Genomic DNA, 22,722 nt, shown 5'->3' on the forward strand with positions numbered 1-22,722 from the left:
CATGGCCAAGATCATCTACACGTACACCGACGAGGCGCCGATGCTCGCGACGCACTCGTTCCTGCCGATCGTCGAGGCCTTCGCCGCGGCCGCCGACGTCGAGGTCGAGCGCCGCGACATCTCGCTCGCCGGCCGCATCGTCGCCGCCTTCGCCGACCGCCTCCCCGCCGAGCAGCAGGAGGCCGACGCGCTCGCCGAGCTCGGCGAGCTCGCGAAGACGCCCGAGGCCAACATCATCAAGCTGCCGAACATCTCGGCGTCGGTGCCGCAGCTCAAGGCCGCGATCGCCGAGCTGCAGTCGAAGGGCTTCGCGCTGCCCGACTACCCCGACGAGGTCGTCACCGACGACGACCGTGACGCGCGGGCGCGCTACGACTCGGTCAAGGGCTCGGCCGTCAACCCCGTGCTGCGCGAGGGCAACTCCGACCGGCGCGCGCCGCGCTCGGTGAAGGAGTACGCGCGCAAGCACCCGCACTCGATGGGCGCGTGGTCGGCCGACTCGAAGACGGCCGTCGCGACGATGGGCGCCGGCGACTTCCGCTCGAACGAGCAGTCGGTCACGATGCCCGCCGCCGACACGCTGCAGATCTGCCTCGTGAGCGCCGACGGCGAGACGACCGTGCTCAAGGACGCCCTCGCCGTGCTCGAGGGCGAGATCGTCGACGCGACGTTCATGTCGGCGAAGGCGCTCGACGCCTTCCTCGCCGAGCAGGTGCGCCGCGCTCGCGACGAGCACATCCTCTTCTCCGCCCACCTCAAGGCGACGATGATGAAGGTCTCCGACCCGATCATCTTCGGCCACGTCGTGCGCGCGTTCCTCCCCGCGGTGTTCGAGCGGTACGGCGAGCAGCTCGCCGAGGCCGGCCTCTCGCCCGAGAACGGCCTCGCCTCGATCCTCTCCGGCCTCTCGGAGCTCGGCGAGGAGACGGCCGCCGAGGTGCGCGCCGCGATCGAGCAGGGCATCGCCGACGGCCCGCGCCTCGCGATGGTGAACTCCGACCGCGGGATCACGAACCTGCACGTGCCCTCGGACGTCATCGTCGACGCATCCATGCCCGCGATGATCCGCCAGTCGGGCCACATGTGGGGCCCGGACGGCGAGGAGGCCGACACGCTCGCGGTCATCCCCGACTCGTCGTACGCCGGCATCTACCAGGTCGTGATCGAGGACTGCCAGCGCAACGGCGCCTTCGACCCGACGACGATGGGCTCGGTGCCGAACGTCGGCCTCATGGCGCAGAAGGCCGAGGAGTACGGCTCGCACGACAAGACGTTCCGCATCGAGCGCGACGGTCGCGTCGAGGTCGTGAACGCGGCCGGCGAGGTGCTGCTCTCGCACGACGTCGAGGCCGGCGACATCTGGCGCGCGTGCCAGACGAAGGACGTGCCGGTGCGCGACTGGGTGAAGCTCGCGGTGACGCGCGCCCGCGCCTCGTCGACGCCCGCGATCTTCTGGCTCGACGCCGAGCGCGCGCACGACGCCGAGCTCATCAAGAAGGTCGAGGCCGAGCTGCCCAAGCACGACACCGAGGGGCTCGACATCCAGATCCTCAGCCCGGTCGAGGCGACGCGCGTCTCGATCGAGCGCATCCGCCGCGGTGAGGACACCATCTCGGTGACCGGCAACGTGCTGCGCGACTACAACACCGACCTCTTCCCCATCCTCGAGCTCGGCACGAGCGCGAAGATGCTCTCCGTCGTGCCGCTGCTCAACGGCGGCGGCCTGTTCGAGACCGGTGCCGGCGGCTCGGCGCCGAAGCACGTGCAGCAGCTCGTCGAGGAGAACCACCTGCGCTGGGACTCGCTCGGCGAGTTCATGGCGCTCGCGGAGTCGTTCCGCCACCTGTCGGAGTCGACCGGCAACGCCCGCGCGGGCGTGCTCGCCGAGACGCTCGACGCGGCGACCGGCACGTTCCTCAACGAGAACAAGTCGCCCTCGCGCAAGGTCGGCGAGACCGACAACCGCGGCAGCCACTTCTGGCTCGCGCGCTACTGGGCCGAGGAGCTCGCCGCCCAGGGCGACGACGCGCAGCTCGCGGAGGTGTTCGCGCCCGTCGCGCAGCAGCTCGTCGAGCAGACCGACGCGATCGAGCGCGAGCTGCTCGAGGCGCAGGGCTCGCCCGTCGACCTCGGCGGCTACTACCGCGTCGACACCGACCTCGCCGACGCCGCGATGCGGCCGAGCGCGACGCTCAACGGGATCCTCGCGCACCTGCGCTGACGCGAGACCGACGGGGGCGGATGCGCCCGAGCGGGCCGGGCACGCCGGCCCCGCTCGGGCGCATCCGCCCCTCTCGCTCGTGCCCGTCCGGGCGCGCCCTCAGGTCAGGTCGTCGTGCACGCCCGTCACCCAGTCGATGTGGCGCTGGGCGCTGCGGGCGATCGCCTCCGGCCCGTCCTCGACGACCTGCCCGGGGATGTTGCCGTAGACGCGGCGGAACCGCAGCCCGACCGCCTGCTCCGCGAGCCGGCGCACGACGCCCGCTGAGAGCGGGATGTTGTTCGGGTACGAGCGCATGAACGCGACGCTGCGCCGGTCGGGCTTCGGCTGCATCGTGTCGCCCGCGAGCAGCGAGCCCTCGCCGCCGCTCCCCCGCGCCCACTCGATGACGGCGGCGCCGGGGAAGTGACCGCCGAAGCGGATGAGCCGCACGCCCGGCAGCAGCTCGACCTCCCCGTCCCACAGGTCGATGCGCTCGTGGCGGCGGGCGATCCAGGATGCGTCGCGCTCGTTCACGAGCACGCGCGCGTCGAGCGCGTCCGCCCACGCGCACTGCACGCTGAACATGTGCGGGTGGGAGGCGGCGACGAACGCGAGCCCGCCGAGCTCGTGCACCTGCTCGACTGCGTCGTCGGTGATCGTGCCGAGCGGATCCCACAGCACGTTGCCCGCGTCGGTCTGCACGAGGATCGAGCGCTGGCCGATGCCGACGGCGGGATCCGACGTGAGCGCCCACGCGCCGGGCTCGAGCTCGACGACGTCGATGTGCATGCCGTCGGCCAGCTGCTCCTCGACGCTCGTCCAGATCTGCCCGTGCAGCGGCACCCACTGCCGCTCGTCGGCGCAGATGCGGCAGGTCTCGGGCAGCGGCTCGGCGGTCTCGACGCCGCACGTCGCGCAGAGGATCGTCATGCTGACACTCTGCACCGCGTCCGTGCTCGGCGCGAGCGCGGGCCGTCGCGCGCGGGGCGCGAGGCGTCGTCAGTCGACGTCGGGCTTCGCCGCCTGGTCGTCGGCCGCCTCGTCCTCCTCCGGCTCGAACGTCGACTCCTCGTCGGTCGTCGTCGCGCCGAGGCCGTCGGGGTTCGCGGGGATCGTGCCGTCGTCGCCGAGCCCGCCGGGCTTCTTGGTGCCCTCGTCGTCGTGCTCGCTGCTCGCGTCGTGATGCATGGCTGCCTCCTCGAGTCGTGCAGCCACCCTAGACGGCGCGCCCGAGCGGTGCCCGAGAACGCGGAAGCGCCCCGGCCGCAGCCGGGGCGCTCCGCGAGCGCTCACGTCAGAGCGACTCGATGACCTCGCGCATGAGGCGAGCGGTCTCGGAGGGCGTCTTGCCGACCTTGACGCCGGCCGCCTCGAGCGCGACCTGCTTCGCCTCGGCGGTGCCCGACGAGCCCGAGACGATCGCGCCGGCGTGGCCCATCGTCTTGCCCTCGGGAGCCGTGAAGCCGGCGACGTAGCCGACGACGGGCTTCGTCACGTTGGCCTTGATGAAGTCGGCCGCGCGCTCCTCGGCGTCGCCGCCAATCTCGCCGATCATGACGATCGCCTTCGTCTCGGGGTCGGCCTCGAAGGCCTCGAGCGCGTCGATGTGCGTCGTGCCGATGATCGGGTCGCCGCCGATGCCGATGGCGGTCGAGAAGCCGATGTCGCGCAGCTCGAACATCATCTGGTAGGTCAGCGTGCCCGACTTCGAGACGAGGCCGATCGGGCCCTTCCCGGTGATGTTCGCGGGCGTGATGCCCACGAGCGACTCCTCGGGCGTGATGATGCCGGGGCAGTTCGGGCCGATGATGCGCGTCGTGCCCTTGGCCTTCGCGTGCGCCCAGAACTCGGCCGAGTCCTGCACGGGGATGCCCTCGGTGATGACGACGAGCAGGCCGATGCCCGCGTCGACGGCCTCGATGACGGCGTCCTTCGCGAAGGCCGGCGGCACGAAGACGATCGACGTGTCGGCGCCCGTCTCGGCCATCGCCTCGGCGACGGAGCCGAAGACCGGCAGCTCGACGGCGGAGCCGTCCTGCGCCGTGTGCGAGACGGTCGTGCCGGCCTTGCGCGCGTTGACGCCGCCGACGACCTGGGTGCCGGCCGCGAGCATGCGGGCGGTGTGCTTCGAGCCCTCGCCGCCGGTGATGCCCTGGACGATGACCTTGCTGTCCTTGTTGAGGTAGATCGACATCTCTTCTGTATCTCCTAGGCCGCAGCCAGCTCGGCGGCCTTGTCGGCGGCCTCGTCCATCGTCTCGACGACGGTCACGAGCGGGTGGTTGGCGTCGGCGAGGATCCGCCGACCCTCCTCGACGTTGTTGCCGTCGAGCCGCACGACGAGCGGCTTCGAGGCCTCGTCGCCGAGGATCTCGAGCGCCTTGACGATGCCGTTCGCGACCTCGTCGCACGCGGTGATGCCGCCGAAGACGTTGACGAAGACGCTCTTGACGTCCTCGTCGTTCAGGATGACGTCGAGGCCGGCGGCCATGACCTGCGCGGAGGCGCCGCCGCCGATGTCGAGGAAGTTGGCGGGCTTCACGCCGCCGTGGCGCTCGCCCGCGTAGGCGACGACGTCGAGCGTCGACATGACGAGGCCCGCCCCGTTGCCGATGATGCCGACCTGGCCGTCGAGCTTGACGTAGTTGAGGTCGGCCGCCTTGGCCTTCGCCTCGAGCGGGTTCGTCGCGGCCTTGTCCTCGAGCTGCGCGTGCGCCTCGTGCCGGAACTCCGCGTTCTCGTCGAGCGTGATCTTGCCGTCGAGCGCGATGACGTCGCCGCCCTCGGTGAGCACGAGCGGGTTGACCTCGACGAGCGTCGCGTCCTCGCCGGTGAAGACGCCATACAGCTTGACGATGACGGGCGCGACCTTCGCGACGAGCTCCTCGGGGAAGCTCGCGGCGCGCACGATCTCCTCGGCCTTCGCCTGGTCGATGCCGGTCGACGGGTCGACCTCGACCTTCGCGAGCGCCTCGGGGCGCTCCTCGGCGAGCTGCTCGATCTCCATGCCGCCCTCGTACGAGCACATCGCGAGGTACGAGCGGTTGGCGCGGTCGAGCAGCACCGAGAAGTAGTACTCCTCCTTGATGGCGGCGCCCTCGGCGACCATCACGCGGTGCACGGTGTGCCCCTTGATGTCGAGGCCCAGGATCGCCTCCGCGGCGGCCTTCGCCTCCTCGGGGCTCTTCGCGAGCTTGACGCCGCCGGCCTTGCCGCGACCGCCCGTCTTGACCTGCGCCTTCACGACCACGACCCCGCCGCCGAGCTCCGCGGCAGCCGCCTGCGCCTCGTCGGGAGTGTCGGCCGTGATGCCCCGCAGCACGGGGACCCCGTGCTGCTCGAACAGGTCCCTTGCCTGGTACTCGTACAGATCCACGCGTCATCCAATCGGTGTGCTGGTGGCGAATCGCCGCTGTCAAGCCTAACCCCGCCTCACATGCGCCCCCGTCGCTTTCGGCGTGCCGAAGCCGCTCGCTTCGGCGCGCGGGCGCGGTTGGGCCGAGTGCCGCCTTGCTTGCGGCGCACTCGACGGCACCGGACGATGGATGCCCGGGAGGACATCCATGGATCCTGCGCTCCAGCGCCGTCCCGACCTGCCGCCGCCGGTCGGATCGATCGCGTCGAAGCTCAACTGGCTGCGCGCCGGCGTGCTCGGCGCGAACGACGGCATCGTCTCGACGGCAGCGCTCATGGTCGGCGTCGCGAGCGCCGGCACGTCGCCCGCCGGCGTGCTGACCGCGGGGGTCGCGGCGCTCGTCGCCGGCGCGTTCTCGATGGGCGTCGGCGAGTACGTCTCCGTCTCGTCGCAGCGCGACAGCGAGCGAGGTGCCATTCGCCGCGAGCAGCAGCACCTCGCCGACAACCCCGAGGGGCAGATCGACCAGCTCGCCCACATGTTCGAGGAGCGCGGACTCTCGCCCGCGACCGCGCACACCGCGGCGCTCGAGCTGCACGGCAAGGACCCGCTGCGCGCGCACCTCAGCATCGAGTACAACCTCGACCCCGACGACCTCAACAACCCGTGGTCGGCGGCGCTCGCCTCCGCCGTCGCCTTCACGATCGGCTCCTTCATCCCGCTGCTCGCGGCGGTGCTCTCCCCCGGTGCGTGGATGCCGTGGCCGATCGCGATCGCGACCGTCGTCGCCCTGCTCATCACGGGCTTCGTCTCCGCCCGCATCGGCGCCTCGGGCAAGCGCGTCGCGATGTTCCGCGTGCTGATCGGCGGTATCCTCGCGCTCGCGGCGACCTGGGCGATCGGCGCGCTCGTCGGCACGCCCGTGCACTAGCGGCGGCGTCAGCGCCGCGGGCTGTACCGCAGCTCGGGCCGCCCGGTGCCGCCGTACCGCGGCGCGACCTCCGCGCGGCCGTCGAGCACGAGCCGCTCGAGGTAGCGGCGTGCGCTCACGCGCGACATGCCGAGCCGCTCCGCGAGCTCGGCGGCGCTCACCGTCTCGACCGCGCCCTCGAGCGCGGCTGCCACCCGCTCGAGCGTGAGCTGCGAGCCGGGCGGCGCCGGGCGCTGCCGATCGGCCGGCTGCAGCATCGCGTCGACGGCGCGCTGGTCGAGCACCGCGGGCCCGAGCGTCTCGGCCCGCTCGATCTCGGCCCGGATCGCCTCGAGCCGCTCGCGCATGGCCTCGAGGCCGAACGGCTTCACGAGGTAGTGCCGCACGCCGAACGCGCGCGCGGCGCGCACGGTCTCGAGATCCCGCGCCGCCGTGACCGCCACGACCTCGCCGGCGAAGCCGCGCGCCCGGGCGACGCGCAGCACCTCGATCCCGGATGCGTCGGGCAGGTGCACGTCGAGGAGCACGAGGTCGGGGCGGATCGCCTCGATCGCCTCGAGGGCGTCGCGCCCGGTGCCGGCCTGCCCCGCGACCAGGAACGCCCCGTGGCGCTCGATGAACCCTCGCGTGACCATCGCGACGGCCCGATCGTCCTCGACGATGAGAGCCCGCAGCGTCCTCACGCCGGCACCTCGCGGCGAGCGACCGGCAGCGTGGCGGTGAAGCGCGCGCCGCCGAGCGGCGATGCCTCGACGGCCGCGCTGCCGCCGAGCCGGTCGACCACCCGGCGGACGAGGGTGAGCCCGTAGCCGCGAGCGAGTCCGGCCGCGCGCGGCTTGGTCGACTCCTCGAGGTCGAAGATCGCGGCGCGCCGGCCCTCCGGCACGCCGGGCCCGTCGTCGTCCACGACGATCGTCACGACGCGGCCGAGCTCGCCGTCGACGTCGTCGATCGCCACCTCGACCCGGCCGCCTGACGCCGCCTCGATCGCGTTGTCGAGCAGGTTGCCGAGCACCGTGACCCAGTCGCTCGCGTCCCCCGCGGGTGCGGCGGGGCGCAGTCGGGATCGCTCGCGGACGACGAGCTCGACCCCGTGCTCGCGCGCCTGCGCCCGCTTCGCGAGCAGCAGCGCCGCGACCTCGAGCTCGAGGATCCCGCTCGCGGGCTCGAGCGCCGCGAGCGCGCCGCCCGCGCCCGCGCGCTCGATCACCTGCATCGCCGCCTCGGTCTCACCGAGCTCGAGCAGGCCGCCGAGGGTGTGCAGCGTGTTGGCGAACTCGTGCTGCTGCGCGCGCAGCGTCTCGGTCATGCCCTGCGCGCCGGCGAGGTCGCGCAGCGCCGCGTCGAGCTCGGTCCGATCGCGCAGGATGAGCACGGTGCCGACGGTGCGGCCGTCGACGACCACCGGGTCGGCACGCGCCACGAGCATCCGCTCGCCCGCGAGCACGAGCTGCTGCTCGCCCGCGTCGGCCAGCAGCAGCTCGAGCTGCGCGTCGAGCACCTCGGCGATGGGAACGCCCGCGAGGTCGTCGCCCTCCCGCCCGAGCAGCCGCAGGGCGGAGTCGTTGCACAGTGTGATCGTCGCCGAGTCGTCGAGCACGACGAGCCCCTCGCCGATCCCGTGGAGCGTCGCGTTGCGGGTCTCGAGCATCGACTTGATCTCGTCCGGCTCGACGCCGTAGATGCGCTTCCGCACCTGCGCCGCGGCCCAGCCGGCGAGCAGCACGCCGACGATCGCCGCGACCGCGAGGCACAGGCCGAGGATCCAGATGGTGCTGAGCCACTCCGCGTGCAGCTCCGATTCGAGGATGCCCACCGAGACCTGGCCAATGATCGCGCCGTCGGGGCCGAAGACAGGCACCTTCGCTCGCCAGGAGGTGCCGAGCGTGCCGGTCTCGGTCGTCGTGACGAGCTCGCCGCTCCGGGCCGCGTCGGGCGGCGTCGAGACGACCTCGCCGATGCGGTCGGGGTTGGGGTGCGAGTAGCGGATGCCCTCGACGTTCGAGACCACGACGTACGTGACGTCGGATGCCTCCCGCACCGTCTCGGCGATCGGCTGGATGACGGCTGCGGGGTCGGGGTCGTCGAACGCCTCGGTCACCGACGGCAGCTGCGCGACCGAGTAGGCGACCCCGATCATGCGGTCGAGGTAGGCGTCGCGCAACGAGCGCTCCTGCAGCCACGCGGCGGCGACGCCCGAGCCGAGGATGACGACGAGCATGATCGCGCTCTGCAGCAGCACGATCTGCGTGCGCAGCTTCATCGCTCTCCTCACGGCCCCATGGTAGGCGCGATCCCGCGAGGCGGATCGTGACCGAAACGACCGAAACGCACACATCGACCACAACGCGCCGCAGCGCATCCGGCCCGGTTAGCGTCCAGGCAGATCGTGACCCGGCATGGCGCCGGGCGCTCAAGGAGGAGACGGTCCATGCACCCCAGCACCGCGCGCAGCACGCGCTTCTCGACCATCGTCCGAGTCGGCATCGCGGGGACTGCGATGCTCGCCCTCGCGGCCTGCTCGTCGGGCGGCGGCGCGCCCGCGGGCAGCGCGCCCGCCGGTGACGGCGAGGCTGCGGCCATCAGCGCCGTGAACGTCATCGCCCCCGCCGACCCCGGCGGCGGCTGGGACCAGACCGCCCGCGCGCTCTCGCAGGTGCTGACCGACACCGACCTCGTCGGCTCGGCCCCGGTCGAGAACATCGGCGGCGCCGGCGGCACGGTCGGCCTCGCGAGCCTCGCGACCGAGACCGACCCGAACACGCTCATGATCACGGGCTCCGTCATGGTCGGCGCGGTCGAGACGAACGCGTCGAGCACCCGCATCGAGGACACGACGCCGATCGCGAAGCTCACCGAGGAGCCGCTCGTCATCGTCGTGCCGGCCGACTCGCCCTACGAGTCGCTGCAGGACCTCGTCGACGCGGTGGTCGAGGAGGGCCAGGGCATCGCCGTCACGGGCGGCTCGGCCGGCGGCATCGACCACATCCTCGCGGGGCTGCTGCTCACCGAGGGCGGCGTCGACGCCGCCGACGTGCCCTCGACGCTCAACTACATCGCCAACTCCGGCGGCGGCGAGGCGCTCACGATGCTGCTCGGCGGCACCGTGCAGGCCGGCATCTCGGGCGTCGGCGAGTTCTCGGAGTCGGTGCTCTCGGGCGACCTGCGCGCGCTCGCCGTCTCGAGCGCCGAGCCCGCCGAGGCGCTGCCCGACGTGCCGACCATCCAGGACGAGGGCATCGACGTGACGGTGACCAACTGGCGCGGGGTCATCGCGCCCGGCGACATCACCGCCGATGAGCGCACCGCGCTCATCGACCTCGTCACGCAGCTGCACGAGCAGGACGCGTGGACCGAGATCCTCTCGACCAACGGGTGGACGGATGCGTTCATCGCCGGTGACGAGTTCGACGCGTTCCTCGCCGACGACATCACGCAGACGCAGGAGACCCTCCGCACGATCGGGCTCATCGAATGAGCACCGCGACGTCCGCCGGCGCGACCCCCTCGGGCGCGTCGGCGGCGTCGCGTTCGGCCCGGATCGAGGCGATGGCGTTCGTCGGCCTCATCGCGCTCCTCTCGATCGCCGTGCTGATCGCGACCACGACCATCCGCGAGCCTCCCGGCTCGACGAACACGCTCGGCGCTCGCGTCGTCCCCTACGCCGTCGGCGGGCTCATGCTCGTCAGCGCGATCGCCGTGCTCATCGGCCAGCTGCGCGGCCGCTTCGGCCACGCGGAGGAGGGCGAGGACATCGACCTCGAGCACGGCACCTCGTGGGGCTCCACGGGCGTCGTCGTCCTGAGCTTCCTCTCGCTCATGCTCACGATCCCCCACCTCGGGTGGCCGCTCGGCGTCACCATCCTCTTCACCGGCGCCTCGCTCGCCCTCGGCGCGAAGCGCTGGTGGGTCGCCGTGCTCATCGGGCTCGCGCTCGGCGTCGTCACGCAGGTCGTGTTCGGCACGCTGCTCGGGCTCTCTTTGCCGGCGACCGGCACCCTCACCTCCTGGATCGGCCTCTGATGGACACCTGGACCCTGCTGCTCGAGGGCTTCGCGACCGCGCTGCAGCCGATCTACCTGCTGTGGGCGCTCCTGGGCGTGCTGCTCGGCACGGCCGTCGGCGTGCTGCCGGGCATCGGCCCGGCGATGACGGTCGCGCTGCTGCTGCCGATCACCTACTCGCTCGAGCCCACCGCGGCGTTCATCGTCTTCGCGGGCATCTACTACGGCGGCATGTACGGCGGATCGACGACCTCGATCCTGCTGAACACGCCCGGCGAGTCGGCCTCGATCGTCACGGCGCTCGAGGGCAACCGCATGGCGCGCGCCGGCCGCGGCGCGGCCGCCCTCGCGACCGCGGCGATCGGCTCGTTCATCGCCGGCACGATCGCGACGGTGCTCCTGACGCTGCTCGCGCCCGTGGTCGCGCGATTCGCCGTGAGCCTCGGCCCCGCCGACTACTTCGCGCTCATGGTGATCGCCTTCCTCACCGTCGGCGCGCTGCTCGGCGACAGCGCCTGGCGCGGCATGGTGTCGCTCTCGATCGGCCTCTTCATCGGCCTCATCGGCGTCGACACGCTCACCGGCCAGGCGCGGTTCACGCTCGGCATCCCGCAGCTCGGCGACGGCATCGACGTCGTGCTCGTTGCGGTCGGCCTCTTCGCGCTCGGTGAGGCGCTCTACGTCGGCTCGCGGCTGCGCAACGGCGAGATCCCGATCATCCCCATCACGCGCGGCTGGCGCACGTGGATGCGCCGCTCCGACTGGGCGCGCTCGTGGAAGCCGTGGCTCCGCGGCGCGGGCATCGGCTTCCCGATCGGCTCGATCCCGGCCGGCGGCGCCGACGTCGCGACCTTCCTCTCCTACGCAACCGAGCGGAGCCTCGCGAAGCCGGAGTACCGCAAGCAGTTCGGCAAGGGCGCGATCGAGGGCGTCGCGGGGCCCGAGTCGGCGAACAACGCCGCCGCCGCGGGCGTGCTCGTGCCGCTGCTGACGCTCGGCATCCCGACGACCGCGACGGCCGCGATCATCCTGAGCGCGTTCCAGAGCTACGGCATCCAGCCGGGCCCGCGGCTGTTCGACACGCAGCCGGCCCTCGTGTGGGCGCTCATCGCGAGCCTCTACATCGGCAACACGCTCCTGCTCGTGCTCAATCTCCCGCTCGTCGGCATGTGGGTGAAGCTGCTGCAGATCCCGCGCCCCTACCTCTACGCGGGCATCCTGGTGTTCGCCGGCCTCGGCGCGTACGCGGCGAACTTCACCGTGTTCGACATCGGCGTGCTGCTCGTGCTCGGCGTGCTCGGCTTCTTCATGCGGCGCCTCGGCTTCCCCATCGCGCCGCTCGTGGTGGGCGCGATCCTCGGGCCGATGGCCGAGGAGCAGCTCCGCAAGGCGATGCAGATCGGGCAGGGCGACCCGTCGTACCTCGTGCAGAGCCCGTTCTCGATCGTCGCCTACGTCGCGATGGCGCTCATCATCGTGCTCGCGCTGTGGCTCAAGCGCCGCCGCGCCCGCTTCGAGGCGGCGCTGCCCGCGGCGGACACGACGGCCATCGCGGCGATCGACGAGGAGATCGAGTCGCACGAGCCGCACCCGCAGCCCGACCGCGGCCGGCTCTCGACCACGGCGCTGCCGAGAGTCGACCGGGACCCGGATCGTCCCGAGGACGACCGCCGCGACTGAGGCGCACCAGAAGACGACGGATGCCGTCCCGGACACACCGGGACGGCATCCGTCATCCGTGGGAGGCTGGGCACATGCAGGAGCAGAGCCGCGAGCAGGACCGGGTGCCGCCGGAGCTCGACCCCTACTTCGAGCGCTTCGACGACGACCGGCCGCCGCGCACGATGGCGCGCCGCTTCCGGCCGATCATCGTCGGCGGCGCGGCGCTCACGCTCGTCGCGATGGTGCTGCTCGTAACGCAGTCGCTGTAGCTCGATCGCGCGGAGCGGCGGTCAGCCGATCTTCTCGATCGGGGCGATCTTCACGAGCAGCCGCTTGCGGCCGGCCGCGTCGAAGAGCACCTCGGCGACGCGCTTCTTGTCGGCGCCCGTGATGGCCTGCACGCGGCCCTCGCCGAAGTCCTTGTGGCGGATGCGGTCGCCGGGCGCGAGCTCCATGCCGCTGTTGTCGCGCACCTCGGTGATCGTGTTGGCGAACTCGCGCTTCGGGCCCTTCGGCAGCGCCTTCGGCTCCCGGTAGCCCGTCACGAACGACTCGCGCGGCTCGTCGCGCCAGCGGCCGACCGCGCGCTGCGACGACGCCTGCCGCACCGTCACCGGCGCGGTGCGCCAGTCGATGAGGTCGGCCGGGATCTCCTCGAGGAAGCGGCTCGGCACGGCGGGGTTCACCTCGCCGAACTGCGCGCGCGTCATCGCGAGCGAGAGGTGCAGGCGCTGGCGCGCGCGGGTGATGCCGACGTAGAACAGCCGCCGCTCCTCGGCGGGCCCGCCCGGCTCGTTCGCCGAGATGCGGTGCGGCAGCAGGTCCTCCTCGACGCCCGTGATGAACACCGCGTCGAACTCGAGCCCCTTCGCGGTGTGCAGCGTCATGAGCGAGACCTGCCCGCCCGAGTCGTCGAGCTCGTCGGCGGCCGCGACGAGGGCCGTCTCGGTGAGGAAGTCGACGAGGTTGCCCGTGGGGTTCTGCCGCCGGAACTCGCGCGTGACCGCGATGAGCTCCTCGACGTTCTCGAGCCGCGCGGCGTCCTGCGGGTCGGGCGAGCGGCGCAGCTGGTCGGTGTAGCCCGACCGGCTCATGAGCTCGCGCAGCACCTCGCCCGGGTCGGCCTCGGGCCGGTCGCTCCACTCGTCGAGCAGCGCCGCGAGGTCCTTGATCGCCGCGGCGACCTTGGGGCCGAGGGCGATCTCGTCGACGCGACGCATCGCATCCCGCAGCGTGATCTGCCGCTCGTCGGCGAAGGCCTGCAGCGCCGCCTCGGTCGCCGGGCCGATGCCGCGCTTGGGCACGTTCATGATGCGGCGCAGGCTCAGGGAGTCGGCAGGGTTCGCGACCGTGATGAGGTACGCCATCGCGTCCTTGATCTCGGCCCGCTCGTAGAACTTCGTGCCGCCGATCACCCGGTACGGGATCGCGGTGCGGATGAGCACCTCTTCGAGCGCTCGCGTCTGCGCGTTCGTGCGGTAGAAGACGGCGATGTCGCTGTAGGCCATGCCGCCGGAGGTGAGCTCGACGATCTCGTCGGCGACGAACTGCGCCTCGTCGTGGCCCGAGTAGCCGGTGAAGCCGACGATCTTCTCGCCGTCGCCCGAGTCGGTCCACAGCCGCTTCTCGCGCCGGTCGAAGTTGTTGCCGATCACGGCGTTCGCGGCCGAGAGGATGTTCTGCGTCGAGCGGTAGTTCTGCTCGAGCATGATGACGCGCGCGCCGGCGAAGTCGCGCTCGAAGTCGGTGATGTTGCGGATGTCGGCGCCCCGGAAGGCGTAGATCGACTGATCCGAGTCGCCCACGACCGTGAGGGATGCGCCGGGCAGGTCGGCGCGGAGGTCGGGCAGGTCGGCGCGCGTCACGGGCTGCGTGAGCTCGCGGATGAGCGCGTACTGCGCCGCGTTCGTGTCCTGGTACTCGTCGACGAGGATGTGCCGGAAGCGCTTGCGGTACTGCGCGGCGACGTGCGGGAACGCGCGCAGCAGGAAGACGGTCTGCGAGATGAGGTCGTCGAAGTCGAACGCGTTCGCGCGCCGCAGCTCGACGTCGTAGGCGCGCCAGAGCTCGAGGAAGGCCGCGTCGAGCGGGTTCTCGAGGTTGGCGGTGCGCGCCCAGGAGTCGACGTCGTGCAGCTCGTTCTTCGCCTTCGAGATGCGGGCGGCAACGCCGCCGGGCGTGAGCCCCTGGATGTCGGCGCCGCGCTCCTTGATGAGCCGCTTCACGAGCGCGCGCACGTCGCCCGAGTCGTAGATCGTGAACGACTGCTTGAAGCCGAACTCCTCGGCCTCGCGGCGCAGGATGCGCACGCACGCGGAGTGGAACGTCGAGATCCACATGCCGCGCGACTCCTCGCCGATGAGGCGCTCGACGCGCTCGCGCATCTCGGCGGCGGCCTTGTTCGTGAAGGTGATCGCGAGGATCTGGCTCGGCCATGCCTCGCGGGTCGCGAGCAGGCCGGCGACGCGGTGCGTGAGCACGCGCGTCTTGCCCGAGCCGGCGCCCGCGACGATGAGCAGCGCGGGCCCTCGGTGCTCGACCGCCTCGCGCTGCGGCGGGTTGAGGCCCTCGAGCAGCTCCTCCGGGATCGCCTCGCCGCGCGGTCCGAGGGGCGTCGGCCGCTGCACTTCCCCGAAGCCCTCGTCCCCCAGGCCCCACAGATCCGTCATGTCCCCTCCAGTCTACGAGCCGGGGGTGACACGGCCGACGGTCGTGACGCATCCCTCGTGGACGGCCGGCCTCTCGGCACGCGCGCACGCGCCGTGGCTAGGGTGACCGCACGATCACGGGGAGGGATGCACGATGCCGGACTGGGGAGAGGTCTTCGGCCTCACGGTGCCGGTGCTCGAGATCGTCGCTCGCGGCTCGGTGATGTTCCTCGCGCTCACGGTGCTGCTGCGCGTCGTCGGCCAGCGCGAGGCCGGCGGCCTCGGCATCACCGACATCCTCATCGTCGTGCTCGTCGCGGATGCCGCCGGCGCGGGGATGCGGGGCGAGGCGGGCTCGATCGGCGACAGCCTCGTGCTCGTCGGCACGATCCTCTTCTGGAGCGTCGCGCTCGACGCGCTGGGCTACCGCTGGCCGGCGCTCGGGCGCCTGCTCAAGGCACGGCCGAAGCCGCTCATCGAGGACGGCCGGCTCAACCGCCGCGCGCTGCGGCGCGAGTTCATGAGCCGCGACGAGCTCGAGTCGCAGCTGCGGCTGCACGGACTCACCGACATCTCGCAGGTCAAGCGGGCGTGGCTCGAGCCCAACGGCATGGTCAGCGTGCTGCCGGTGGAGGGCAAGCCGAGCGAGGAGCCGCCGGAGCGTCCCGCGCGGTGACGCGGCGCCAGAGGTCCGGGTGGTCGACGAAGACCGCCTCGAGCCCGAGCGCCGCGAGCATCCCCCACTCGGTCGTCCAGTCGCCCCACGCCGCGTCGTGCTCGCCGAGCCGGTGCTCGGGCTCGAGGAACGCGTTCTCGGGCCGCAGCGTCCAGGCGATCGTGCCGAGCCCGACCGCGCGCGCCCGCTCGACGAGGTCGCTCGTGCCGAGCCGCTCCCCGTCGCGCTCGAAGAGCACCGACTTCGCGACGCTGATCGCGTCGACGCGGCTCGCGAGCGCCGCGAGCGCCGCGTCCTCGCGCTGCTCGGCGTAGGTGGGAGCGGATGCGTCGCCGCCGGCCACGAGGTCGGCGGCGGTGCCGTCGTGCTCCATGAGGTAGACGAGCCGGGCCTCCACGCCCCGCTCCCGCACCGCGTGCAGCACGCTCTCCTCGAAGGACTCGACCACGAGCGCGCCCGGCGCCCGCCAGCGGGTGCCGCGCACCGCATCCGCCACGAGCTCGTCGAGCGGCAGGCCGATGGCGGCATGGTGGGTGGCGTGCTTGAGCTCGGCGACGACGCCGAGGCCGGTCTCGTCGGCGAGCGTGAGCAGCTCGTCGAAGCGCAGCACGCGGTCGCGGCCATCCTGCCGCGCCCCGAGCGGCCGCAGGTGCGGCAGCCGCTCGCGAGCGCGCAGCGTCGCGACCTCCGCCCAGGTGAAGTCCTCGACGAACCAGCCCTCGAGCTCGTGGCCGTCGATCGGCTGCGAGCGACGGCGGTCGGCGAACTCCGCTCGCGCGGCGACGTCGGTCGTCTCGCTCAGCTCGTTGTCGTGCCGCACCACGAGCACGCCGTCGCGCGTCGCGACGAGGTCGGGCTCGACCGCGTCGGCCCCGAGCTCGGCGGCCAGGCGGATCGCGGTCTCGGTGTGCTCGGGCGCCCAGCCCGAGGCGCCGCGGTGGGCGATGAGCGTGGTCGGCTGCACGTGCTCAGGCTATGGGCCGTCTGCCTTGGGCGAACGAGCCGTGCAACACAGCGAAATCCTGGCTCGTTTCGCTACGCTGAGCGCGACCGCCCGTTGAGGCGGCCGCATGCACTCGACAGGAGCAACACCCTTGGCAGGCAACCCCGCGTTCCGCAACTCGCCCGCGTTCACCGAGAACTCGCAGCGCGCGGCTCAGGCCATCCCTGGTGGCCAGGCACCCTACGGTCAAGCACCGTACGGTCAGGCACCGTACGGCCAGGTGCCCTACGGACAGGCACCGAACGGCCAGCAGCAGTTCGGCGGCGCGCCCTACGGCCAGCAGCAGCAGTACGGCGCGCCGTACGGCCAGCAGCCGATCCCGTCGCCCGAGCAGCTCAACCAGCAGTTCAACGCGCCCTCGGCCGGCCCGCTCGAGACCGAGCGCCTCACCTACGACGGCGTCATCACCAAGACGGCGCTGACGCTCGGCGTCACGGCGATCGGCTTCATCATCACGCTGGGGATGCTCTTCCTCACCGGGCCGACGCCGCTCTTCTACGCGCTCACGTGGGGCGGCGCGATCGTCGGCTTCGTGCTCGCGCTCGTCAACATCTTCAAGAAGGAGCCGAGCCCCGCGCTCGTGCTCGCCTACGCCGCCGCGCAGGGCCTCTTCCTCGGCGGCTTCTCGGCCACGGTGGAGTTCGGCATGAACCTGCCGGGCGTGATCTTCCAGGCGCTGCTCGCGACCGCGTGCGTGTTCGGCGTGACCCTCGCCGGCTACGCGTTCCGCGTCTTCCGCACGTCGCCGAAGCTCAACAAGATCTTCTTCATCGTGATCATCGGCTACGGCCTGTTCTCGCTCGTGAACTTCGTGCTCATGCTCACGGGCGTCAACCAGGACCCGTGGGGCCTGCGCTCGGCGGAGGTCTTCGGCATCCCGCTCGGCGTGCTGCTCGGCGGCCTCGCGGTGCTCCTCGGCGCCTACTCGCTCGTGATGGACTTCGAGGGCATCGAGCTCGGCGTGAAGCGCGGCGTGCACAAGAAGTACGGCTGGTCGGCGGCGTTCGGCCTGGTCATGACGATCATCTGGCTCTACGTCGAGATCCTGCGGATCCTCGCGATCCTGCGCAGCAACAACTAGCGCGCTGCGTGCAGCAGCACGAAGGCCCCGGCAGATGCCGGGGCCTTCGTCGTCTCGCCGTCCCGACCGAGCCTGGCAATCGCCGCAATGCGCGGGCTCCGGCTCCGCCGTAGCGTCGGAGGACATCCACGCAACACCACGGGAGGAACATCATGGCCATCGACGGCAAGGTCGCCTTCGTCACCGGAGCGGCGCAGGGCATCGGGCAAGCGATCGCGAAGCGGCTGGCGCACGACGGCGCCGACGTCGCGCTCCTGGATCTGCGAGAGGACTCGCTGCATGAGACGAAGGAGCTCGTGGAGGCCGCCGGCCGGCGCGCGATCACCATCGGCGGCGACGTCTCCGACAAGTCGAGTCTCGAGGCGGCGGTGAACCGCGCGGCGGACGAGCTCGGCGGCTTCGACATCATGATCAACAACGCCGGGATCGCGGGACCCATCACCCCCGTGCGCGGCATCACCGAGCAGGACTTCGACCGGGTGTTCAGCATCAACGTCAAGGGCGTGCTGTTCGGCATCCAGGTGGCCGCCGCCAAGCTCGAGGAGCTCGGGCACGGCGGCAAGATCATCGCGGCGACCTCGATCGCCGCGCACGAGTCGTTCCCGATGCTCGGCCTGTACTCGTCGAGCAAGTTCGCCGTGCGCGCGCTCGTGCAGGCCGCCGCCCAGGAGCTCGCGACGCTCGGCATCACCGTCAACGGCTACTCCCCCGGGATCGTCGGCACCGGCATGTGGGAGGAGATCGACCGCGGCTTCGCCGAGCTCACCGGCGCCGAGATCGGCGCGACCTACAAGAAGTACGTCGAGGGCATCACGCTCGGTCGCGCATCCACCCCGGAGGACGTCGCGCGCTTCGTCTCCTACCTCGCCGGGCCGGACTCCGACTACATGACCGGGCAGACCCCGCTCATCGACGGCGGCATGGTCTACCGCTGACCCGCTCGATCGCCGCGGGGCGCGGTGCACGGCGCCCCGCGGCGAGCCTCACATCTCGCGGCTCGAGAGCACGCAGAACTCGTTGCCGTCGATGTCGGCGAGCACGGTCCACGACACGTCTGGCCCCTGACCCACGTCGATGCGCCTCGCGCCGAGCGCCTCGAGCCGCGCGATCTCGGCCTCGCGGTCATCGCTCGAGTGCGGGGCGAGATCCATGTGCAGGCGGTTCTTCGTCGCCTTCTCGTGGTCGACGCGCACGAACACGAGTCCCGGCGGGAACTGGTGGAAGGTCAGCTTCGCGGCGATCTCCTGGGCCTGCTTCGGGATGACGACCACCTCGTCGTCGGTGTCGTGGATGGTCTCCCAGTCGAGCGCCTCGCGCCACCAGGCGCCGAGCCTCCTCGGGTCGGTCGACTCGATCACGTTCGAATACCAGCGCAGCGCCATCGCAGCCCCTCTCGGTCGGTGCTGGGAAGCGTACGCCCCGCCGCCCACGAGGGGCGACGGGGCGCATCCGCGGTCCAGTCAGCTCGCGACGGGCTGGTCCTCCGCCGCCGCGAGGCGGGCGGCGTCCTTCGGCGGGCGGCGCGACCAGAACGACGCGAGCAGCGAGCCCGAGACGTTGTGCCAGACCGAGAAGATCGCGGCGGGCAGCGCCGACTCGGGCGAGAAGTGGGTGCGCGCGAGGCCCGCGGCGAGGCCGGAGTTCTGCATGCCGACCTCGATCGCGACGGCGCGGCGGGCGCTCTCGTCGAGCCCGACCGCCTTCGCGGCGAGGAAGCCGAGCCCGTAGCCGACGCCGTTGTGCAGGACGACGACGAGCGCGACGAGCAGGCCGACCGACAGGATCGTCGCGGCCGAGCCGGCGACGACGGCGAGCACGACGAGCGTGATGCCGATGACCGAGACGAGCGGGAGCCACGGCAGGATCGCCTGCACGACGCGCGGGAGCAGGATGCGCAGCAGCACGCCCGCGACCACGGGCAGCAGCACGATGAAGATGATCGACTGGAACAGGCCCCACGCGTCGACCGGCAGGTAGGAGCCCGCGAGCCACAGCACGAGCAGCGGCGTGAGCACGGGCGCGAGCAGCGTCGACGCGGTCGTCATCGCGACGGAGAGCGCGGTGTCGCCCTTCGCGAGGTAGACCATGACGTTCGAGGCGGTGCCGCCGGGCGCGGAGCCGACGAGCACGACGCCCACGAGCAGCTCGGGCGGCAGCTGGAACGCGAGCGCGAGGCCGATCGCCGCGAGCGGCATGATGACGTACTGCGCGACGACGCCGACGACGAAGGCCTTGGGCTTCTTCGCGATGACGGTGAAGTCGACCGGCTTCAGCGTGAGCCCCATGCCGAGCATGATGATGCCGAGCAGCGTGTTGACCCACGGCCCGATCGGCAGGAACACCTGCGGGACGACGATCGCGACGGCCGCCGCGGCGAGCACGACGAGCGGGAACCAGGTGCCGGCGACGCGGCCGATCCGCTCGCCGACGGGCGTGGTGCTGGACATGTCAGACCTCCTTGGGGGACATCTCATCCCATCACAGCCGACATGCGCCGCCGGGTCCCGTGACGCTCGGTGACGCCCGCTCAGCGGGCGTCGAGCTCGTCGAGCGCCTCCTCGAGCGCGACCCACGCGAGCATCGCGCACTTCACCCGCATCGGGAACCTCGCGACGCCCGCGAACGCGACGGCGTCGCCGAGCAGCGCCTCGTCCGGCTCGACCGAGCCGCGCGATCGCAGCAGCTCGCGGAGCGCCTCGATGCGCGATCGCGCGCCTGCAGCCGTGAGCCCGGGCACGTCCTCCGCGAGCACGGAGGCGGACGCCTGCGAGATCGAGCATCCCTGCCCCTCCCAGCCGACCGCATCCACCGTCTCCCCGTCGAGCCGCACGCGCAGGCGGATCTCGTCGCCGCACGTGGGGTTCCGCAGGAACCGCTCGGCATCGGCGGGCTCGAGCACGCCCTCCCCCGAGCGGCGCTTCGCGTGCTCGAGGATGAGCTCCTGGTAGAGGCCGGCGAGCGGGTCGCGCGGCGCCTGCCCGCTCATCGCCCGACCCCGAAGTAGGAGCGCACGGTCGAGAGCACGTCGAGGAAGCGGTCGACCTCGGCCTCGGTCGTCGTGAGGTAGGTGGATGCGCGGGTCGTCGCCGCGACGCCGAGGCGGCGGTGGAGCGGCTGGGCGCAGTGGTGGCCGACGCGCGCGGCGATGCCGGCGGCGTCGAGCACCTGGCCGACGTCGTGCGCGTGCACGCCGTCGACGATGACGCTCGCGAGGCCCGCGCGCTCGCTGCCGGGGCGTGGCCCGACGAGCCGGACGCCGTCGATCGCGGCGGCGCCGGCGGCGAGCCGCTCGCCGAGCGCGACCTCGTGCCGCTCGATCGCGCGCATCCCGACCGCCTCGAGGTAGTCGACCGCGGCGGCGAGGCCCACGATCGCGCCGACCGGCTGGGTGCCCGCCTCGAAGCGCTGCGGCGCGGGGAGGTAGTCGCGCTCGGTCATCGTGACCGTCGTGATCATCGAGCCGCCCACGCGCGCGGGCGGCAGCGCGGCACCGAGCTGCGCCGTCAGGTAGAGCACGCCGACACCGCCGGGGCCGAGCATCTTGTGGCTCGAGAACGCCGCCGCGTCGACGCCGAGCGCAGGGAGGTCGACGGGCCGGTGCGGCACCGACTGGCATGCGTCGAGCACGACGAGCGCGTCGACGGCGTGCGCGGCCCGGGCGATCGCCTCGACGGGCGCGATGAGGCCCGTGACGTTCGAGACGTGCGCGATCGCGACGAGCCGCGTGCGCTCGGTGATCGCGGCGAGCGCGTCCTCGAGCGTCCAGACGCCGTCGTCGTCCACTTCGATCCAGCGCAGCGTCGCGCCGGTCTCGTCGGCGAGCCGCTGCCACGGCAGCAGGTTCGCGTGGTGCTCCGCCTCGGTGACGAGGATCTCGTCTCCCTCGCGGATGCGGAGGGCCGGGTCGGTCGCGCCGGCCCGGTTCGCCTCGGCGAGCGAGAGCGCGACGGTGTTGAGCGCATCCGTCGCGTTCATCGCCCAGGAGATCTCGGTCGGCTTCGCGCCCACGAAGCGCGCGATGCGCTCGCGCGCGAGCTCGTAGTCGTCGGTCGCGAGCGCCGCGAGGGTGTGCGCGCCGCGGTGCACGGCGGCGTTCCGCTGGGTGCGGAACACCCACTCGGCCTCGAGCACCTGCCGCGGCTGCTGGCTCGTCGCACCGGAGTCGAGGTAGACGAGCGGCACGCCTCCCGGCTGCTCGGCGAGTATCGGGAAGTCGGCGCGCAGCAGCTCGATCCGCTCCTCGCTCAGGGTCGCCTCGGCACTCGTCGTCGTCACCCACCCAGGGTAGTAGCCCTCCCTGTCGGGGCCATATGCGCGGCTGTCGGCCGCGCTCCCCGCGGCGTAGCGTGTCGGCGGTGGAGACGCTGGGCGCCGGGGCCGTCGACATCGCGTTCGAGCGCGTCGGCGAGGGACCGCCGCTCGTGCTGGCGCACGGCGCTGGCGACGACAGCCGCGCGTGGGGACCTCAGCTCGAAGGCCTCGCGAGCGACTTCACCGTCATCGCGTGGGACGAGCCCGGGCAGGGCCGCTCCTCCGACGTACCGGAGGGCTTCGGTCTCGGCGACTACGCCGATTGCCTCGCCGCGCTCATCGAGGCGGTCGCGGGCGAGCCGGCCGTCGTCTGCGGCATCTCGTGGGGCGGCACCATCGCGCTCGAGCTGCACCGCAGGCATCCGGATCGGGTTCGAGCGCTCATCCTCGCCGACACCTACGCGGGCTGGCGCGGCTCGCTGCCGCCGGACGAGCTGCGCGACCGCGTCGACGCCGCGGCCCGGCAGCTCGACGCAGCCGACTCGGGCATGCCCGAGCTGCCGCCCGGTCTGTTCGCGGCCGATCCTCCTGCTGGGACCGCCCGCCTCGTGCGAGCGATGGCCGCCGCGGCGCGCCCAGCGACGCTGCGCCAGCAGCTCCGCGCGATGGCCGACGCCGACCTCCGCGACGAGCTGCCCCGCATCGCGGTGCCGGCGCTGCTCATCTGGGGCGCGCTCGACGCGCGGTCGCCGCTCCGCGTCGCCAGTGAGTTCGCGAGGGCGATCCCCGGGGCGCAGCTCGTCGTGCTCGAGGGCGCGGGGCACCTCAGCAACCTCGAGCGACCCACCGCGTTCACGGATGCGGTGCGCGAGTTCTGCCTTGCGCTGCCGCCGATGTGACCGATGGGCG

At 72.2% G+C, this 22,722-nt stretch carries 22 protein-coding genes; 10 read left to right on the forward strand and 12 right to left on the reverse strand.

Annotated features, from left to right (window positions below):
• Window position 1 precedes the first annotated feature (1 nt).
• Window positions 2-2,221 (forward strand): NADP-dependent isocitrate dehydrogenase, encoded by a 2,220-nt coding sequence (locus tag L332_RS23730; RefSeq protein ID WP_021010795.1) that lies wholly within the window; start codon window positions 2-4, stop codon window positions 2,219-2,221.
• 99 nt (window positions 2,222-2,320) lie between these two features.
• Here L332_RS23730 and L332_RS23735 read toward each other — a convergent pair whose 3' ends face one another.
• The 4 genes from L332_RS23735 to sucC form a co-directional block, all read right to left on the reverse strand.
• Window positions 2,321-3,133, reverse strand: coding sequence for an MBL fold metallo-hydrolase (locus L332_RS23735; RefSeq protein WP_021010796.1), 813 nt, complete (start codon window positions 3,131-3,133; stop codon window positions 2,321-2,323).
• Window positions 3,134-3,202: 69 nt separating this feature from the next.
• A complete protein-coding gene (locus L332_RS23740) occupies window positions 3,203-3,391 on the reverse strand; it encodes a hypothetical protein (RefSeq protein ID WP_021010797.1) in 189 nt (62 codons plus the stop codon).
• A 106-nt stretch (window positions 3,392-3,497) separates the two neighbouring features.
• On the reverse strand, window positions 3,498-4,397 hold the full coding sequence (gene sucD / locus L332_RS23745; RefSeq protein ID WP_021010798.1) for a succinate--CoA ligase subunit alpha: 900 nt from the start codon (window positions 4,395-4,397) through the stop codon (window positions 3,498-3,500).
• Window positions 4,398-4,411: 14 nt separating this feature from the next.
• Window positions 4,412-5,578 (reverse strand): ADP-forming succinate--CoA ligase subunit beta, encoded by a 1,167-nt coding sequence (sucC, locus tag L332_RS23750; protein ID WP_021010799.1) that lies wholly within the window; start codon window positions 5,576-5,578, stop codon window positions 4,412-4,414.
• A gap of 187 nt (window positions 5,579-5,765) precedes the next feature.
• Between sucC and L332_RS23755 the strand changes: the two genes are divergently transcribed.
• Complete coding sequence (locus tag L332_RS23755) at window positions 5,766-6,488, forward strand: VIT1/CCC1 transporter family protein (protein WP_021010800.1); 723 nt, start codon at window positions 5,766-5,768, stop codon at window positions 6,486-6,488.
• A gap of 8 nt (window positions 6,489-6,496) precedes the next feature.
• Here L332_RS23755 and L332_RS23760 read toward each other — a convergent pair whose 3' ends face one another.
• Together L332_RS23760 and L332_RS23765 are read right to left on the reverse strand one after the other, a co-directional pair.
• Complete coding sequence (locus tag L332_RS23760; protein WP_021010801.1) at window positions 6,497-7,171, reverse strand: response regulator; 675 nt, start codon at window positions 7,169-7,171, stop codon at window positions 6,497-6,499.
• Window positions 7,168-8,763: an ATP-binding protein gene (locus L332_RS23765; protein WP_021010802.1), complete on the reverse strand. Its 1,596-nt coding sequence runs from the start codon at window positions 8,761-8,763 to the stop codon at window positions 7,168-7,170. The genes L332_RS23760 and L332_RS23765 overlap by 4 nt, the downstream gene beginning before the upstream one ends.
• A 156-nt stretch (window positions 8,764-8,919) precedes the next feature.
• Here L332_RS23765 and L332_RS23770 point away from each other — a divergent pair, with 156 nt between their 5' ends.
• From L332_RS23770 to L332_RS30360, 4 genes are all read left to right on the forward strand, one after another.
• Window positions 8,920-9,966 carry a Bug family tripartite tricarboxylate transporter substrate binding protein gene (locus L332_RS23770; protein WP_021010803.1) on the forward strand — a complete coding sequence of 349 codons (1,047 nt, stop codon included), beginning with the start codon at window positions 8,920-8,922 and terminating at the stop codon, window positions 9,964-9,966.
• Window positions 9,963-10,511 carry a tripartite tricarboxylate transporter TctB family protein gene (locus L332_RS23775; RefSeq protein WP_021010804.1) on the forward strand — a complete coding sequence of 183 codons (549 nt, stop codon included), beginning with the start codon at window positions 9,963-9,965 and terminating at the stop codon, window positions 10,509-10,511. The genes L332_RS23770 and L332_RS23775 overlap by 4 nt, the downstream gene beginning before the upstream one ends.
• Window positions 10,511-12,172: a tripartite tricarboxylate transporter permease gene (locus L332_RS23780; RefSeq protein ID WP_021010805.1), complete on the forward strand. Its 1,662-nt coding sequence runs from the start codon at window positions 10,511-10,513 to the stop codon at window positions 12,170-12,172. Before L332_RS23775 ends, L332_RS23780 begins: the two co-directional genes overlap by 1 nt.
• A gap of 74 nt (window positions 12,173-12,246) precedes the next feature.
• Window positions 12,247-12,423, forward strand: a complete 177-nt coding sequence (locus L332_RS30360) for a hypothetical protein (protein ID WP_021010806.1) — start codon at window positions 12,247-12,249, stop codon at window positions 12,421-12,423.
• 21 nt (window positions 12,424-12,444) lie between these two features.
• Here L332_RS30360 and L332_RS23785 read toward each other — a convergent pair whose 3' ends face one another.
• A complete protein-coding gene (locus L332_RS23785; RefSeq protein WP_021010807.1) occupies window positions 12,445-14,823 on the reverse strand; it encodes an ATP-dependent helicase in 2,379 nt (792 codons plus the stop codon).
• 133 nt (window positions 14,824-14,956) lie between these two features.
• On the opposite strand from L332_RS23785, the gene L332_RS23790 reads away from it, so the two are divergent.
• Complete coding sequence (locus tag L332_RS23790) at window positions 14,957-15,478, forward strand: DUF421 domain-containing protein (RefSeq protein ID WP_021010808.1); 522 nt, start codon at window positions 14,957-14,959, stop codon at window positions 15,476-15,478.
• Here L332_RS23790 and L332_RS23795 read toward each other — a convergent pair.
• The gene (locus L332_RS23795) at window positions 15,417-16,442 is read right to left on the reverse strand and encodes a glycerophosphodiester phosphodiesterase family protein (protein ID WP_021065026.1); all 1,026 of its coding nucleotides are present in this window, start codon (window positions 16,440-16,442) and stop codon (window positions 15,417-15,419) included. The genes L332_RS23790 and L332_RS23795 overlap by 62 nt on opposite strands.
• Window positions 16,443-16,548: 106 nt before the next feature.
• On the opposite strand from L332_RS23795, the gene L332_RS23800 reads away from it, so the two are divergent.
• On the forward strand, window positions 16,549-17,562 hold the full coding sequence (locus L332_RS23800; protein WP_031223844.1) for a Bax inhibitor-1/YccA family protein: 1,014 nt from the start codon (window positions 16,549-16,551) through the stop codon (window positions 17,560-17,562).
• Between the two features lie 152 nt (window positions 17,563-17,714).
• The gene (locus tag L332_RS23805) at window positions 17,715-18,497 is read left to right on the forward strand and encodes an acetoin reductase (protein ID WP_021010810.1); all 783 of its coding nucleotides are present in this window, start codon (window positions 17,715-17,717) and stop codon (window positions 18,495-18,497) included.
• 48 nt (window positions 18,498-18,545) lie between these two features.
• On the opposite strand, the gene L332_RS23810 is transcribed toward L332_RS23805, so the two are convergent.
• The 4 genes from L332_RS23810 to L332_RS23825 form a co-directional block, all read right to left on the reverse strand.
• On the reverse strand, window positions 18,546-18,944 hold the full coding sequence (locus L332_RS23810; RefSeq protein WP_021010811.1) for a VOC family protein: 399 nt from the start codon (window positions 18,942-18,944) through the stop codon (window positions 18,546-18,548).
• Between the two features lie 78 nt (window positions 18,945-19,022).
• Entirely contained in the window at window positions 19,023-20,009 is a 987-nt protein-coding gene (locus L332_RS23815; RefSeq protein ID WP_021010812.1) for a bile acid:sodium symporter family protein, read from the reverse strand.
• An 80-nt stretch (window positions 20,010-20,089) separates the two neighbouring features.
• Window positions 20,090-20,548: a Fe-S cluster assembly sulfur transfer protein SufU gene (sufU, locus tag L332_RS23820; RefSeq protein WP_021010813.1), complete on the reverse strand. Its 459-nt coding sequence runs from the start codon at window positions 20,546-20,548 to the stop codon at window positions 20,090-20,092.
• The gene (locus tag L332_RS23825) at window positions 20,545-21,837 is read right to left on the reverse strand and encodes a SufS family cysteine desulfurase (RefSeq protein WP_021010814.1); all 1,293 of its coding nucleotides are present in this window, start codon (window positions 21,835-21,837) and stop codon (window positions 20,545-20,547) included. The genes sufU and L332_RS23825 overlap by 4 nt, the downstream gene beginning before the upstream one ends.
• 80 nt (window positions 21,838-21,917) lie before the next feature.
• Here L332_RS23825 and L332_RS23830 point away from each other — a divergent pair, with 80 nt between their 5' ends.
• A complete protein-coding gene (locus L332_RS23830) occupies window positions 21,918-22,712 on the forward strand; it encodes an alpha/beta fold hydrolase (RefSeq protein WP_021065028.1) in 795 nt (264 codons plus the stop codon).
• Window positions 22,713-22,722 lie beyond the last annotated feature (10 nt).

The sequence above is a fragment of the Agrococcus pavilionensis RW1 genome, assembly GCF_000400485.1.
Taxonomy (GTDB): Bacteria; Actinomycetota; Actinomycetes; order Actinomycetales; family Microbacteriaceae; genus Agrococcus; species Agrococcus pavilionensis.